Here is a 14701-nt window from a genome sequence, read left to right as displayed (position 1 = left end):
GGGAAAGGGCTCCGACCCCACCCGCAGCGCCAAAGAAAAACCCCGCCGAGGCGGGGTTTTTCATGCGCTGCAGACCGGACTCAGTGCGTCCACTGCGGCATCGGCATCGCATCGACCGGGATCGGCGAATTGGCATCGTCGTGGCCGCGGTCGCGCTTGCTGCGCAGATCGTTCTCGATCTGGTAGTTGCGGCGCTGCATCCAGGCATCGCGGACCAGGGCGTATTCGTCCACTGCGGTGTCGCGCAGATCGTCGATCGCCAGCAGCTGTGCGCGGGTGTCGACCAGCTGCAGGCCCTGCAGGCCGATGCGGATCTTGTCTTCCTCGATGCGGCGCATCGGCGACAGCGGGATGTCACCGGCCAGGCCGAACACATCGCGCACGGTACGCGGGCCGAAGAACGGCAGTTCCACGTAGCGCGAACGACGCCAGCCCCAGGCACCCAGGGTCTGGCCGAAGTCTTCATTGCGACGCGGCACCATCGCCTTGCTGGCCGGATCGAACAGGCCACCGATGCCCAGCGTGCTGTTCATCAGGAAGCGGCCGAGGCTGTCCCACGCGTCGGCACCGCGGCCCTGCAGCAGCTGGTTGGTGATGGTCACCGGCGCACGCAGGTTGCTGAAGAAGTTGCTGACGCCGGTACGCGCGAAGCGCGGCACCACATGGGTATAGGCGGTGGCCAGGGGACGGGCCACGCCGCGGTCGACCGCGTTGTTGAACTTGTGGACCTTGCGGTTGAACGGTTCCCACGGATCGTAGGCCGCCGCACTGCCGGTGTTGCCGGTGCCGCCATACAGGGCGTCGAAATCATCGTCGCCAGCGGCGGCGGTGGACGCTGCGGTCTTCGGCGCGCCGGCCTCCGCGCCCTGCGGTGCAGCCGTCGGCGACGACGCGGCGGGCGCCGCAGGATTGGCCACGGGGGCGACCGGAGCAGCGTCGACCACGCCGGTATCGGCTGTTGCGGCCGGCGCTTCGGCAGCAGGGCTGGGCGCAACCACGGTGCTGGCGACCGGTGCATCGCTGCGCGCGGGCTTGCCGGCACAGGCGGTGAGGGCGGTGGCCAGGACGATCAGGGGGAAAGTGCGTACGACGTTCATGTCAGCTCGCAGCAGAAGTAGCGTTGAAATCCAGGTCGGGCGACAGCCGGTAGGCTGCGCTCAGCTCGTTGTAGCCGGCCGGCGCGCCGGAAATGGCCAGCGCATGGCCGGCCTTGCGCGCACGGGCCGCCAGTTCGGCCAGCAGGGCCAGGCCGGCGCTGTCCACGCGCTCGACCTCGCCCAGCTCCAGCCGCGCCAGCTTGGCCGGCAGGGCCTGCAGCTGCGGCCACAGCGCGATCACCGCGGCACGGTCGAGCACCCCGCGCAGGCGCAGGGTGTCGCCTTCCAGCAGCGCCAGCGCGTTACTTGCCATTGCCCGCGGGCCCGGCCTGCATGCTGCCGCTGTGCAGCTCGCTGGCCACCTGCTTGATGCCCTTCTGGCGCAGCGGGGTGTCGAACTGGTTGCGGAAGGTCTGCACGTAGGAGATGCCTTCGATGTTGACGTCGAAGATCTTCCACTGGCCGTTCACGTTGCGCATCCAGTACTCGACCGGGGTCGGTTCGCTGCCGGCGCGCACCAGTTCGGTGCTCACGCGCACGCCGCGGTTGCCCGGCAGCGGGCTCTCACCCTTCAGGCGGAAGCTCGGCTTGCCCTGGATGTTGAGCAGGGTCGAACCGTAGCGCTGCATCAGGCTGTCGGCCATGGCATCGGCGAACAGCTTGATGTCGGCATCCGAGGCGCCGCGGGCGTGCGGGCCCAGCACCAGGCGCGCGGCGTAGTCGCGATCGAAGGTGCGGTTCAATTCGCTGTCGATGTAGCTGCGCAGGCTGGCCGGGTTGCTGCTGAACTCGCTCCGGCGCTGCTGCAGGGTGGTGAGGATGCGCGTGCTGGCATCGATCACCACCTTGCCGGCCTGGCCCTGCGTCGCGGCTGCGGCGGGGGCGGGGGCGGCGGCCTGGGCCTGGGCGAGGAACGGCGTGGCCAGCAGCAGCGTCGAGGCGAGCAGGGCCGGGATCAGTTTCATCTTCATGGTTGCGGTTCCGTTGCAGGCGCCTGCGCGCCATCGTTGGGCTTCTGGCCTGCGCCACCACCGGCGCCGCCACTGAACATGTACTTGCCGACCAGCTGGATCAGGTCAACCGCCGGCTGGGTGAAGACGATCTCGTCACCGGCCTTGAGCACGTCCGGGTCACCGCCCGGCTGCAGACCGATATAGCTCTCGCCGAGCAAACCACTGGTGAAGATGCCGGCCGAGGTGTCCGCCGGCAGGTCCTTGACCTTGCTGTCCATGCGCAGGGTCACGATGGACTCGAACTTCACCGGATCCAGGTCGATCGAGGCGACCTGGCCGACGGTGACGCCGCCGATCTTCACCGGCGCCTGCTTGCGCAGCTGGCCGACCTGGGAGAAGCGTGCCTTCAGCTCGTAGCCCTGGCTGCCCCAGCTCCAGCGCTGGTTGGTCGAGGCCACGGCCAGCACCATCAGCGAGGCCAGGGCCAGCAGCAGGAAGGCGCCGACGGAGAATTCGAGTCTGGGACCGCGGATGGCCATGTGGATTACCTGATCGAGTCGTGGTGGCCGCGCGCGCATGCGCACCGCCGGTGGAGGGGTTAGGTGAACAACATTGCCGACAGCACGAAGTTGAACATCAGCACCAGCAGCGAGGCGTTGACCACCGCACGGGTGGTCGCCACCGAGGTGCCCTCGATGGTCGGCTCGGCGTGGAAACCAACGTAGGCGGCGACCAGCGCGGCGGTGCCGCCGAAGATCGCCGACTTCAGCATCGCCACGCCGAAGTCATCCCAGAAATCGACGCTGTTGCGCAGCGCCGACCAGAACACGCCATTGTCCAGGCCCAGCACGTGCACCGCTTCGAAGTAGCTGGCACTGATCGCCAGCGAACAGAAGATGCCGGTCAGCAGCGGCACGGTCAGCACCGCCGCCCAGAAGCGCGGCGCCACGGCCTTGGCCACCGGGTCGATCGCCATCAGCTCCAGCGCCTTGATCTGGTCGGTGGCGCGCATCAGGCCCAGTTCGGCGGCGATCGAACTGCCGGCGCGGCCGATGAACAGCAGCGCGGTCAGCACCGGCGCCAGCTCGCGGTACAGCGACAGGCCGAGCAGGGTCGACAGCGCGTCGGCCGCACCGAAGGTGGTCAGCGTGCGGTAGCCCTGCAGGGTCAGTACCAGGCCGACGAAGGCACCACCGACAGCGATGATCGGCAGCGAGCGCGCGCCGATCTTGTAGATCTCGCGGGTCAGCTCGGCCAGGAAGTCACGGGTCGGCAGCGAACCACGCAGCACGGTCAGCGAGAACAGGCCGGCGCGGCCCAGCGAGCGGGTGGCTTGGACGAACGGCATCAGGCCACCCTCGCGCGCGGCGCGGCATCGAACGGAATGGGGCCATCGGGCTGGCCGTGCAGGAACTGCCGCAGCAGCGGGTCCTGGCTGGACTGCAGCGCCTCGGGCGTGCCCTGGAACACGATGCCGCCATTGGCAATGGCGATGACCTGGTCGCAGATCGGCAGGGTCTCGTGCACGTGGTGGCTGACGATGATGCTGGTCAGGCCCAGGCTGTGGTTGAGGCGCTGGATCAGGCTCATGATCACCCCCGAGGCGATCGGGTCCAGCCCGGTCAGCGGCTCGTCGTAGATCATCAGCGGCGGGTCCAGCGCCAGCGCGCGGGCCAGCGCGACGCGGCGCGCCATGCCGCCGGACAGTTCGCGCGGCCAGGCATCGGCAGCGGCCAGCAGGCCCACCGCATGCAGCTTCATCTCCACCAGCCGGCGCAGCACGGCGGTCGGCAGGCGGGTATGCGTACGCAGCGGCAGCGCGACGTTTTCGGCCACAGTGAGGTCGGTCAGCAGGCCATTGCCCTGCAGCAGCACACCCACGCTCTTGCGCATTTCCAGCAGCGCGCCGCTGTCATGCGGAATCGGCTTGCCGAACAGGGTGACTTCGCCGGCGACCGGACGCAGTTCGCCGGTCAGTGCCGCCAGCAGGGTCGACTTGCCGCTGCCGGACGGACCCAGTACCGCAGTGATGCTGCCCTTGGGCACCTGCAGCGACACGTCGCGCAGGATCGTGCGCCCGCTCCGGTCGATGCGGACGTTGGATAACTGCACCAGACTGGAGGTGGAAGCCGACATGGGCACCATTAACGTTTTTTAGACATCGAAGGATCGGGCCCGTCGGCTGAACATAAGCAGACTGGACGGTCCAGTATTGTGGCACGGCAAGACCCTTGCCAGGCCGGGACAATCGGCTGGCAGCCCGGAACAATCCGTACCGGCGATGGGCCGGCCATTGAATACTGCCTGCCGTGCTGCACACTGTGCATGATGAGTGACCCGGGCAGCGATTTCCGCCTCTACCATTCCAACTCCCTGGACGTGCTGGCCGCGCTGCTGGCGCGCAACATGCGTGCGCCGGTTCCGGGCCAGCCGTTGCTGGCGCCGGAGGTGGTGCTGATCCCGCAGGTGGCGATGCGGCGTTGGCTGCAAGCGACACTTGCTGCCGAGTATGGCGTGGCTGCCAATCTTGAGTTCCTGACCCCGGGCGAGTTCGTTGCCCGGGCACTCAACGCCAATGTGCCGGGCGAACGCGACGATCTGGACGCGGCCGGCCTGCACTGGAAGCTGTACCAGGCACTGCGCGACCCGGCGCTGCTGGCGCAGCCACCAATGCGCGCGCTGCAGTCCTATCTTGCCGGTGGCGACGCGCTGAAGCCGTGGGCGCTGGCCGGTGAACTGGCCTCGGTGTTCGAGAAGTACCAGGCCTGGCGCCGCGACTGGCTGCTGCGCTGGGAGGCCGGCGCCGACCCGGCCGACCCGCAGGCGATCCTCTGGCGCACCATCGCCGGTGGCCACGACTACCGCGCGCGCCGCATCCAGGCCTACCTGGACCGCTTCGAGGGCGCCGGCCAGCCTTTGCCACAGGGCTTGCCACCGCGCATGTCCGCGTTCGCGACGCTCAACATCTCGCCCGACGTGCTGCGGGTGATGGCTACCCAGGCGCGGGTGGGCGAGCTGCACTTCTATATGCCCACTCCGGTGCAGTCGTACTGGGGTGACCTGCAGACGCTGGCCGAGCGCCTGCGCAGCGGCGCGCCCGATCCCTTCGGTGAAGCGGCCGGTGAGAACCGCCTGCTGGAAGCCTGGGGCGCGGCCGGCCGCGACTTCATGGCGGTGCTGGGCAGCTACGAGGTGGTGCACCCGGCCGGCGAGATTGCGGCCTACTCCGATCCGGAGGAGGACACCCGGCCGACCCTGGACGAAGGTGGCCTGTCCGACAGCCTGCTGCATCGCCTGCAGCGCGATCTGTTCCACCGCCGCGCACTGCCCTCGGGCGAGCTGCGTGACGGCCTGCGCCGCGACGACCCCAGCCTGCAGGTGCATGCCTGCCATACCCGCCTGCGCGAGCTGCAGGTGCTGCACGACCAGCTGCGCAGCCTGCTGCAGGACCCGCGCTTCGATCCGCCGCTGCAGGCGCGCGAGATCGCGGTGCTGGCGCCGGACATCGATCCCTATGTGCCGTACCTGGAAGCGGTGTTCGGTGGCCGTGGCGGCGAGGAGGAGCACATTCCGTATGCGCTGGCCGACAGCAGTCCACTGGCGGGCGAGCCGTTGGCCGATGTGTTCGTACACCTGCTGGGCCTGCCGGTCTCGCGTTTCGGCCTGAACGAAGTGCTGGACCTGCTGGCCAGCGCGCCACTGGCCGAGGCGGCCGGTCTGGAAGCGGTGGACTTCGACCGCCTGCATGGCTGGCTGCAGCAGGCCGGTGCACGCTGGGGCCTGGATGCGAAGCACCGCAACCAGCACCAGGCACCGGCCGACGACGCCTACACCTGGCAGTTCGCGCTGGATCGCCTGGTGCTCGGTCACGCGACCGGCAGCGAGGCCGACCTGGCCGGTGTTGCACCGTGGATCGAGCTGGAGGGCGGCGCATTGGAAGCGCTCGACCGGCTGCTGCGCCTGTTGCGCGTGTTGGCGATCTACCAGCGTCGCCTCGGCGAGCTGCTGACGCCGGCGCAGTGGCGGCAGCGCCTGCTGTCGCTGCTGGACGCACTGCTGCCGACCGCGCCCAGCTCGCCCAACAGCCAGCGCGCGCTGGAGCGCCTGCGCAAGCTGCTCAACCAGTTCGCCGACGATGCCGCCAAGGCCGGTTTCGAAGACGGTGTGCCACCGGAGGTGGTGCGTTCGCACTTCGCCGGCGCGCTGGGCGAGGCCGATACGCGCGCACCGTTGCTGACCGGTGGCATCAGTTTCGGCCGCATGGTGCCGATGCGCCTGCTGCCGTTCCGGGTGATCTGCGTGCTCGGTCTCAATGATGGCGACTTCCCGCGCCGTGACCCGGCGGCCGGTCTCAACCAGCTCACCGCCGAGCTGGACACGCCGCGTCGCCGACCCGGCGACCGCTCCACCCGCGAAGACGACCGTTTCCTGTTCCTGCAGCTGTTCGCTGCCGCGCAGGAGGTGTTCTACCTGAGTTACCTCGGTGCCGATCCGCGCGATGGCAGCGTGCGCGAGCCGTCGGTGCTGGTCAGTGAACTGATCGATGCCGCGGCCGCGTATCACCTCGATCCGCCTGCGGCGGTCCGCGACTTCACCGTGCGCCACGCACTGCAGCCGTTCTCGCCGGCGGCGTTCGGTGATGGCGATCCACGTCGCTTCAGCTATCGCCGCCAGTGGCATCCGGCCGCTGGTCGCCTCACCGGCAAGCGTGGGGGCCTGCAGCCGTGGTTCGATGCACCGTTGCCGCCGCCGCTCGACGATGCGGTGGAAGACGACGTCGCACTCGATACCCTGCGCCGCTTCCTGTGCGACCCGGCCGGGCAGTTCCTGGCGCAGTCGCTGGGCCTGCGCCTGGCCGACGACGTCGAGGAGGTCGACGACCTGGAACCGCTGGTGCTGTCCTCGCGCGGCCCGGAGAAGCGCAGCGTGCAGGCGGCGGTGGTGCGCGCCACGCTCAGCGGTGACACCGAGCCGTTGTACCCGCGCCTGCGCGCACGCGGCCTGCTGCCCTCCGGCCCCTTGGGCGAGCGCCAGTTCGAGGTGGAGCAGTTGAAGACCCGCCCCTATGCCAGCGCATTGCTGGGCTGGATGCAGGGCGAACCGCTGGAAAGCCGCCGCTATGAGGTGGAGATCGATGGCGTGCGCCTGCATGGCCGGGTGGCCGATCGACACCCCGACGGGCTGGTGCGCCTGCGCGCCGGTACCCTCAATGGCAATGCGGTGATCCGCCAGGGCCTGGACTGGCTGCTGGCCAACGCTGCCGGCGATGCGTTGCCCCTTGTGCAGTTCCACGATGGCGGCGACGCCGGTCCTGGCCCGCATGTGCTGCCGGCGTTGAGCGTTCCGGCTGCACGCGCCGCGCTGCGCGCACTGCTGCAGCTGCGCCAACGCGGACTGCGTGAACCGCTGCGCTTTGCCCCGTACACCGGCTGGGTGCTGTACAACGCGCCGGCCGAAAAACAGCGCAGCGAAGGCTGGAAGCAGTGGCACGGCAGTGACCGCAGCTGGGGTGAATCCAGCAGCGATGCCTGGCAGCTGCTGCTGCGTGGCGCGGATCCGTTCGCCACCGACGCCAGCTATGCCGACCTGCTGCGCAACAGCCAGGTGGTCTTCAGCGCGATGCGCGAAGGCCGCACCCTTGGCGCCGACGCACGCCAGGAGGGCAACGCATGAGCACCGCCATCGTTGATGAGGGCTCCCGGCGCATGGCGGGCGATCCCTATCTGGCGCTGCCGCTGGATGGCATCCGCCTGATCGAGGCCAGCGCCGGTACCGGCAAGACCTTCACCCTGGCCACGCTGTTCACCCGCCTGGTGGTGGAGCAGGGCCTGCGCATCGGCCAGATCCTGGCGGTGACCTTCACCGATGCCGCCACCCAGGAACTGCGCAAGCGTATCCGCGAGCGCCTGGCGCTGGCCGCGCGCCTGGTCGATCTGGAACCGGCCGAGGGCGAAGCACCGGACGCGAGATTGACCCGCGACGTGCTGCAGCGCCATCTGCAGGCTGGCACCGAGAGCGCTGCCGCGCTGAAGCGCCGCCTGCAGGTGGCCGCCGATGAGATTGACCTGGCGTCGATCTTCACCATCCACGGTTTCTGTACCCGCGTGCTGCGCGAGCATGCGCTGGAAAGCGGCCATACCTTCGACCCGCCGGATCTACTGGCCAGCGACCGTGAGCTGTTGGAGGAGCTGGCCGCCGATCTGTGGCGGGTGCACGCCAACGACGCGGCCACGCTGGAGCCGCTGACCTGGCTGTGGTCCAACCCGGACGCGCTGGCCGCCGATCTGCGCGCGCTGCTGGCTGCGCCGCCTCTGCACCCGTTGTCACGGCCGGTGGGGCTGGCCGATCCACAGCCGGCATTGCAGGCCACCGCCGCCGAGCTGCAGCTGGCGCTGCGCGAGCATGGCGAGCAGTTCTTCATCGACCTCTGCGATGCCGTCGACAACAAGTGGATCAACGGGGTGTCCTACAAGTTGGGCTGGTTGCACACGCTGGGCCGGCAGCTGCTGGCCTGGGCCGGGCGCGCCGACCCGCGCGAGCTGCTGGCCAGCGAACGCCTGCCGGCACTGCTGCCGGACGTGTTGGCCGACAAGACCAACAAGAAATTCCCCGACCGCACGCCGTCGTCGCCAGTGCAGGCGCCGTTGGCGCGCTATGTCGCGCTGCTGGCCGAACGTGATGCCTGGTTGCGTGCCACCGCGCTGAATTTCCTGCACGCGCTTCGCGCCGAAGCCATGCAGCGCCTGCAGGCGCTGAAGCGCACGCGCCGGGTGCAGACCTACGACGATCTGATCGATGGCGTGGCACTGGCCCTGGAAGGCCCACAGCGTCTGGCGCTGGTCAGGCAGCTGCGCGCGCAGTACCGCATCGCGCTGGTCGATGAGTTCCAGGACACCGATGATCGTCAGTGGGGCATCTTCCACACCGTGTTCGGCGATTCGCCGGAGGTGCGCGAACTCGGCCTGGCGCCGGCGCTGTTCCTGATCGGCGACCCCAAGCAGGCGATCTACGGATTCCGCGGCGGCGACATCCACACCTACCTGAAGGCCAAGCAGGTGGCGCAGCAGGCGCCGGTGCTGGACCAGAACTTCCGCTCGCGGCCGGCTGTGCTGCGTGCGCTGCAGGCGCTGTACGACAACGGTGGCGAAGACGCCTTCCTCGAACGCGACATCCAGTTCGAGCCGGTGCGTCCCGGTGGCGTGCGCACCGATGAGGACTACCTGCGCGAGGGCCACGCCGCCACGGCACTTACCCTGCGCGTGCTGCGTAGTGGCGGTGACAAGGCGATGAGCGCCGATGCCTCGCGTGAGGCGGCGACCCAGGCCTGCGTGGCCGCGATCCACCGGATCCTGGTCGAGGCGCGTGCGGGCAATGCCGTGCTGCGTGGGCAGCCGGTGCGGCCGGGTGACATCGCGGTGCTGGTGCGCTCGCATCGCGAGGCCACGCTGGTGCAACGGGCGCTGGCGGCGGTCGGTATTCCTGCGGTGGCGGCCGGCAAGCAGAGCCTGTTTTCCACCCCTGAAGCGCGCGATCTACGTGCGCTGCTTCTGGCGCTGCTGCAACCGGCGGACGAAGGCCGCCTGCGTGCGGCGCTGGCCACGGTATTGCTGGGCCAGCGGGCCAGCGCGATCGCGGCGATGGAACGCGAGGGTGACCTGCAACGCGATTTCCAGGCACAGCTGCTGCACTGGCGCGAGCGCTGGCAGCGCGGTGGGCCTTTCGCGGTGATCGCCGATGTCTGTGCCGCGCAGGGTGAACGCCTGCTGGCGCTGATCGACGGCGAGCGCCGCCTGACCAACTACCTGCAGCTGGGCGAACTGCTGCAGGAAGCCTCGGCGCAGGCGCTGGGCATGCATGGCCTGCTGGACTGGCTGCAGGGGCAGATGGCCAGCGCCGACCAGGATGACGAGCAGCAGCTGCTGCGCCTGGAATCGGATGCGCGCCGCGTGCAGATCATCACCCTGCACAAGAGCAAGGGCCTGGAGTATCCGCTGGTGTTCCTGCCCTTCGTCGGCATCGACGGCGGCGCACCGAACACGTCGTCGCACTGCACGGTGCATGTGGATGGCCAGCGCCAGCTGCACTGGAAGCTGGACAAGGACGAAGCCTGGGAAGCGGCCAGTGCCCAGCGCGAGCGCGAGCAGCGCGCCGAGGATGCACGCCTGCTGTATGTCGGCCTGACCCGCGCCGAACACGCGCTGTGGATCGCCGTGGGTGATCTGGCCGGGCTTGGCAGGACGCGTCTGGCACCGCTGCTGGGTGACCTGCAGGCGCTGCGCGCCCAAGCCGACGTGCACATCGATGACAGCGAGACACCGGCTGCGCTGCCGCAGCTGGCGGCCGAAGTGGAGGGTGACCTTCCGGCGGTGCGTGCCCTGACCCGGCGCGTACCACACGACTGGTGGGTGTACAGCTTCACCCAGCTGGCGCATGCCGACGCGGGTGCTGGCAGTGATATCGAAGCCGCCGCCACCGAGCTGCCGGCGCCCGCCGCCGACGAACCGGCCGGCCCGGAACTGCCGCTGGAACCGGCGCTGCCGGAACCCGCTGCGGCGGCCGAGGACAGCGTGGCGGTCGACCCGCGCTTCATGGGCAGTCGCTTCGGCAACGTGCTGCACGAAGCGATGGAGAACGTCGACTTCGCTGCCTGGGCTGACTGGCAGCCGGGTCTGGAAGCCCCAGAGGGCCAGGCCGGGGTGCTGCGCAAGGCGCTGCACGACGAAGGCTATGCCGATGTCGACCTGGACGATGGCGTGGCGGTGCTGGTGCCGCTGGTAGGCCACACGCTCACCGTGCCGCTGCCCGAGGGCGGTGCGCTGCACAGCCTGGGCGAAGGCGAGCGCCGCGCGGAAATCGACTTCCATTTCGCCATCGAACCGACCACGGTACAGGCGCTGTTGCAGGTGCTGCATGCACATGGGGTTTCCAGTACGCGTCGCGGCTTCGGCCAGCGCCGCCGCCTGGAAGGGCTGATGACCGGCATGATCGACCTGACCTACGTGCGCGACGGGCGCTGGTACGTGCTCGACTACAAATCCAACCGCCTGCCCGGCTACAGCCCGGACCTGCTGGCCATTGCCATGCGCCACAGTGAGTACGACCTGCAGGCGCTGATCTATACGGTGGCCCTGCATCGCTGGCTGCGTTTCCGCCTGGGCGCGGCCTACGACTACGAGCGCGATATGGGCGGCATCCGCTACCTGTTCTGTCGCGGCCTGGATGCCGCCGGCAACGGTGTGCATGTGGACCGCTTCCCGTTGGCGCTGGTGGATGCGCTCGATGCATTGTTCGCCGGTGGCGAGCAGGCCCGGGCCGAACTGGCCGCGCGTGCGCGTGGAGCCAGCGCATGAGCCTGCTGAAGGAACTGCACCAGAAGGGCCAGCTGCGCACCCTCGACCATGCACTGGCGACCAGCCTGCAGCGGCTGCGTGATGACACCCCGGAAAGCGTGGCGCTGGCGGCCGCGTTGGCCTCGCTGGCGGTGTCGCAGGGCCACGCTGCGTTCGATCCGGCACAACCGCAGCGGTTGCTGGAAGGCGTGCCCGAGTGGCCTGCCGCGCAGGACTGGCTGGCGCAGCTGCGCGCATCGCCGTGGGTGGCGACGCCGGAGCAGGCCGATGCCATCGCCGAGGATGCACCGCTGGTGCTGGAAAACGGGCTGCTCTACCTGCGCCGCTATCGCGAGTACGAGCGCCAGCTGGCGGCCGGCCTGCAGCGCATTGGTCGGCATCCGCTGCCGGCACCGGACATGGCCGCGCTGGCACCGCTGTTCGCGCAGCTGTTCCCGCAGGCATCGGGCAGCGAGGATCACCAGGCACGCGCCGCCGGCGTGACCCTGCGCCATCCGTTGGCACTGGTCACCGGCGGCCCCGGCACCGGCAAGACCACCACCATCGCGCGCCTGTTGCTGCTGCTGGCTGCACAGGCCCGGCATGCCGGCCAGGCGCTGCCCGAGGTGGCGTTGGCCGCGCCCACCGGGCGCGCCGCCGAGCGCATGGCCGAGAGCCTGCGCGTCGCCGTGCAACGCCTGCAGGAACAAGGACTGGACCCGGCGCTATGCGCGACTTTGCCCAGTACCGGCACCACCCTGCATCGCCTGCTCGGGGTGATTCCCGATTCACCGCGCTTCCGTCACCACGCTGACAATCCGCTGCCGGTGGACGTGGTGGTGGTCGACGAAGCCTCGATGATCGATCTGCCGATGATGGCCAAGCTGGTCGACGCGATCGCCAGCGGTACCCGGCTGATCCTGCTCGGCGATCCCGATCAGTTGCCCTCGGTCGAGGCCGGCGACGTGCTCAGTGCGATCCTGCGTGCCAGCGGCGACGGCATCGGCACCCGCGCCGATGACGCGCAGGCACTGCATGGCCTGCTGGCGCCGGTTACCTTGCAGCCACAGGCCACACCACGCGCCTTCGCCGGGCGCCGCGTGCAGCTGCAGCGCGGCTACCGGCAGAGCGATGCGCTGGACCTGGCACCGCTGGCACATGCCGTGCGCGAGGGCGACAGCAGCACCGCGCTGCAGCTGCTGCGCAGTGGTGAACTGGCCGGCGTGCATTTCCACGAAGGCGAAGCCGACCCGCTGCGTGGCCAGCGCGAGCACCTGCTGGGCCACTGGCGTGCACTGGCCGACGCGGCCGATCCAGTGCTTGCCCTGCAGCAGGCCGGGCGCCTGCGCGTGCTGACCGCGTTGCGCGAAGGCCCGCAGGGCGCGCGCGGGCTCAACAGCCGCATCGAACAGCTGCTGGCCGGCAACACCCCCGGCTACTTCCAGGGCCGCCTGCTGCTGGTCATCGAGAACAGCTACCGGCACCGCCTGTTCAACGGCGACATCGGCATCTGCCTGCGCGATGGCAGCGGCGCGATGGTGGCCTGGTTCCCCGGCGACAGCGTCGATCAGCCGCGCGCCTTCCACCCGGCGGCACTGCCCGCGCACGAAAGCGCCTTTGCGATGACCGTGCATAAGGCGCAGGGTTCGGAGTTCGATGAAGTGTGGTTGCAGCTGCCACGCCAGGACAGCCGCGTGCTGTCGCGCGAACTGGTCTATACCGGCCTGACCCGCGCCCGCCAGGTGCTGCATGTGGCGGGCAGCGCGGACGTGCTGCAGGCCGCGCTGAAGCGCCATGCCAGCCGATTGGGTGGTCTGGCGTGGCGACTGGGTGCGGAAGCGGAGGCCGAAGCACCGACGCGCATTGAACAGCCCACGGTGCAGGGCACATTGTTCTGAATCGGGGTCGGATCCCGTTCCCAACGGGAACGGGCTCTGACCCCCATAGCCCCGATGTCGCATCTGCCCCTTGATGACGCCGCTGGCGCTGCCTAGCCTGCGTGGCTATCCCACGCCACAGGAACCGGCAGATGGCGCTTATCGCCTTGGATGATCCACGCTGGGCCGAGCTACAGCATGCCTACGGGGCTGCGGATGACATTCCGGAGCTGCTGGCCAATATCAGTATCCCGAAGAACGAAAGATCCGAAGACGATCCGATCGAGGACACCTGGCACGAGCTGTGGAGCAGCTTGTGCCATCAAGGGGATGTCTACAGCGCTTCGTTTGCGGCGGTGCCATACATCGTCAACGCATTGCCAGCGGACGCTGACTCGGACGATTTACAGTTTATTTCCCTCGCGCAAACTATCGAAACGCTGCGATGCCACAAAGGCATCGAGCTTCCTGCTGAATTGGAGCCGGAGTATTCGCAGGCCATTCAGCGCATGGGGAAACATGCGGCAATGCTTGTCGCGACGCCGCAGGAGGCTTGGACAACCTCAGCACTCTTCGCGGCCATTGCTATTGCGCAGGGCCATACCCCAATGGCCAGGCTGCATACCGAGATCATGTCGGATGAGATGGACCAAGCAGTCAACATCTTCTTCGCAGAGGTGACACGAGACGACTAGCGATTCCGCTGGTGAGCGGGAACGTTGCCTCCACGATCCTTTCGCGTCAGTCGAGCATGGCTCGACTCTACAAAAGCGAATTCCGATCATTCCGACGTTCATCCACGCATGGCGTGGATCTACTGCAGATCGCGGGAAACTGTCGAAGGTGGGGTGGGTCCGGTTGCGGGGGCGTGAGCCGCATGGATGCGGCGACCGAGCTTACATGGACGTACTTGCAGCGTCCCCCGCAACCGGAACCACCCCGCCAACCCACGGAGTGCAGGCTTTTGCCGTTGACGTTGATTCGGCAGGTGCAGGGCGCAGCCCTGCCGCCACGTTCATTCCGCGATCAGTACCAGCCCATCGGGGAACACGATCGCTGCTTCATCGGCACTCACATCGAAGAAGCCCACGCCGTGCTTCTCGGCCAGGTCCTGCACCCGCCCGTGCGCGCGCTCGGCCACCGAGTAGGCGAACGCGCCGTAGATCACCTGACTACCGATGCTGTACTCGGTCACCTCGGCACGTTCGTCATCGTCGTTGCTCAATGGGCCGTTCAACGGCGGGAACTCCTGTGTCATCTCAGCGAACCACGCCTGCAGCGCCGGGCTGCTGACCGCCGGGTCGTCGTACTCGTGGCGCTCGTTCCACTGCGTCTGCTTCTCGAACCAGGCGATGAAGGCCGCCGCCTCGCGCGGGGCCGCACTGGCCTCGAACACCATCATGTCGTAACTCATTGGAGCTTCCTGTGCTGAGCGGGGGTCAGAG

Annotated in this window: 11 protein-coding genes; 4 read left to right on the top strand and 7 right to left on the bottom strand. The window is 68.7% G+C overall.

What is annotated here, in order from left to right:
- Positions 1 to 80: 80 nt before the first annotated feature.
- Genes AB1281_RS20025 through AB1281_RS20000 form a run of 6 tightly spaced genes read right to left on the bottom strand, consistent with a single transcriptional unit; the run spans position 81 to position 4186 of the window.
- The gene (locus tag AB1281_RS20025; protein WP_430346792.1) at positions 81 to 1097 is read right to left on the bottom strand and encodes an MlaA family lipoprotein; all 1017 of its coding nucleotides are present in this window, start codon (positions 1095 to 1097) and stop codon (positions 81 to 83) included.
- A 1-nt stretch (position 1098) separates the two neighbouring features.
- Positions 1099 to 1410 carry an STAS domain-containing protein gene (locus AB1281_RS20020; RefSeq protein WP_014039022.1) on the bottom strand — a complete coding sequence of 104 codons (312 nt, stop codon included), beginning with the start codon at positions 1408 to 1410 and terminating at the stop codon, positions 1099 to 1101.
- Complete coding sequence (locus AB1281_RS20015) at positions 1400 to 2068, bottom strand: MlaC/ttg2D family ABC transporter substrate-binding protein (protein ID WP_430346791.1); 669 nt, start codon at positions 2066 to 2068, stop codon at positions 1400 to 1402. The genes AB1281_RS20020 and AB1281_RS20015 overlap by 11 nt, the downstream gene beginning before the upstream one ends.
- Complete coding sequence (mlaD, locus tag AB1281_RS20010; RefSeq protein ID WP_014039020.1) at positions 2065 to 2589, bottom strand: outer membrane lipid asymmetry maintenance protein MlaD; 525 nt, start codon at positions 2587 to 2589, stop codon at positions 2065 to 2067. The genes AB1281_RS20015 and mlaD overlap by 4 nt, the downstream gene beginning before the upstream one ends.
- A gap of 59 nt (positions 2590 to 2648) precedes the next feature.
- On the bottom strand, positions 2649 to 3398 hold the full coding sequence (locus AB1281_RS20005; protein ID WP_005414955.1) for an MlaE family lipid ABC transporter permease subunit: 750 nt from the start codon (positions 3396 to 3398) through the stop codon (positions 2649 to 2651).
- On the bottom strand, positions 3398 to 4186 hold the full coding sequence (locus AB1281_RS20000) for an ABC transporter ATP-binding protein (protein WP_014039019.1): 789 nt from the start codon (positions 4184 to 4186) through the stop codon (positions 3398 to 3400). The genes AB1281_RS20005 and AB1281_RS20000 overlap by 1 nt, the downstream gene beginning before the upstream one ends.
- Positions 4187 to 4375: 189 nt before the next feature.
- On the opposite strand from AB1281_RS20000, the gene recC reads away from it, so the two are divergent.
- The 4 genes from recC to AB1281_RS19980 all read left to right on the top strand — a co-directional run bounded on the left by recC (position 4376) and on the right by AB1281_RS19980 (position 13951).
- Positions 4376 to 7723, top strand: coding sequence for an exodeoxyribonuclease V subunit gamma (gene recC / locus AB1281_RS19995; RefSeq protein ID WP_430346790.1), 3348 nt, complete (start codon positions 4376 to 4378; stop codon positions 7721 to 7723).
- On the top strand, positions 7720 to 11400 hold the full coding sequence (gene recB, locus AB1281_RS19990) for an exodeoxyribonuclease V subunit beta (RefSeq protein ID WP_430346789.1): 3681 nt from the start codon (positions 7720 to 7722) through the stop codon (positions 11398 to 11400). Before recC ends, recB begins: the two co-directional genes overlap by 4 nt.
- Positions 11397 to 13277, top strand: coding sequence for an exodeoxyribonuclease V subunit alpha (gene recD, locus AB1281_RS19985; protein ID WP_430346788.1), 1881 nt, complete (start codon positions 11397 to 11399; stop codon positions 13275 to 13277). Before recB ends, recD begins: the two co-directional genes overlap by 4 nt.
- A 131-nt stretch (positions 13278 to 13408) precedes the next feature.
- A complete protein-coding gene (locus AB1281_RS19980) occupies positions 13409 to 13951 on the top strand; it encodes a hypothetical protein (protein WP_132811073.1) in 543 nt (180 codons plus the stop codon).
- A gap of 320 nt (positions 13952 to 14271) precedes the next feature.
- On the opposite strand, the gene AB1281_RS19975 is transcribed toward AB1281_RS19980, so the two are convergent.
- Positions 14272 to 14670 (bottom strand): hypothetical protein, encoded by a 399-nt coding sequence (locus AB1281_RS19975; protein WP_430346787.1) that lies wholly within the window; start codon positions 14668 to 14670, stop codon positions 14272 to 14274.
- Between the last annotated feature and the right edge of the window lie 31 nt (positions 14671 to 14701).

The organism is Stenotrophomonas sp. NRRL B-14846 (assembly GCF_050473585.1).
GTDB lineage: Bacteria > Pseudomonadota > Gammaproteobacteria > Xanthomonadales > Xanthomonadaceae > Stenotrophomonas.
Note: the sequence above shows the minus strand (reverse complement) of the source record. Positions and strands in the feature narration are given on the sequence as shown.

Coding starts and splice junctions, on each gene's coding strand:
- AB1281_RS20025 (WP_430346792.1), bottom strand. CDS start 1,097: ATGAACGTCGTACGCACTTTCCCCCTGATCGTCCTGGCCACCGCCCTC.
- AB1281_RS20020 (WP_014039022.1), bottom strand. CDS start 1,410: ATGGCAAGTAACGCGCTGGCGCTGCTGGAAGGCGACACCCTGCGCCTG.
- AB1281_RS20015 (WP_430346791.1), bottom strand. CDS start 2,068: ATGAAGATGAAACTGATCCCGGCCCTGCTCGCCTCGACGCTGCTGCTG.
- mlaD (WP_014039020.1), bottom strand. CDS start 2,589: ATGGCCATCCGCGGTCCCAGACTCGAATTCTCCGTCGGCGCCTTCCTG.
- AB1281_RS20005 (WP_005414955.1), bottom strand. CDS start 3,398: ATGCCGTTCGTCCAAGCCACCCGCTCGCTGGGCCGCGCCGGCCTGTTC.
- AB1281_RS20000 (WP_014039019.1), bottom strand. CDS start 4,186: ATGTCGGCTTCCACCTCCAGTCTGGTGCAGTTATCCAACGTCCGCATC.
- recC (WP_430346790.1), top strand. CDS start 4,376: ATGATGAGTGACCCGGGCAGCGATTTCCGCCTCTACCATTCCAACTCC.
- recB (WP_430346789.1), top strand. CDS start 7,720: ATGAGCACCGCCATCGTTGATGAGGGCTCCCGGCGCATGGCGGGCGAT.
- recD (WP_430346788.1), top strand. CDS start 11,397: ATGAGCCTGCTGAAGGAACTGCACCAGAAGGGCCAGCTGCGCACCCTC.
- AB1281_RS19980 (WP_132811073.1), top strand. CDS start 13,409: ATGGCGCTTATCGCCTTGGATGATCCACGCTGGGCCGAGCTACAGCAT.
- AB1281_RS19975 (WP_430346787.1), bottom strand. CDS start 14,670: ATGAGTTACGACATGATGGTGTTCGAGGCCAGTGCGGCCCCGCGCGAG.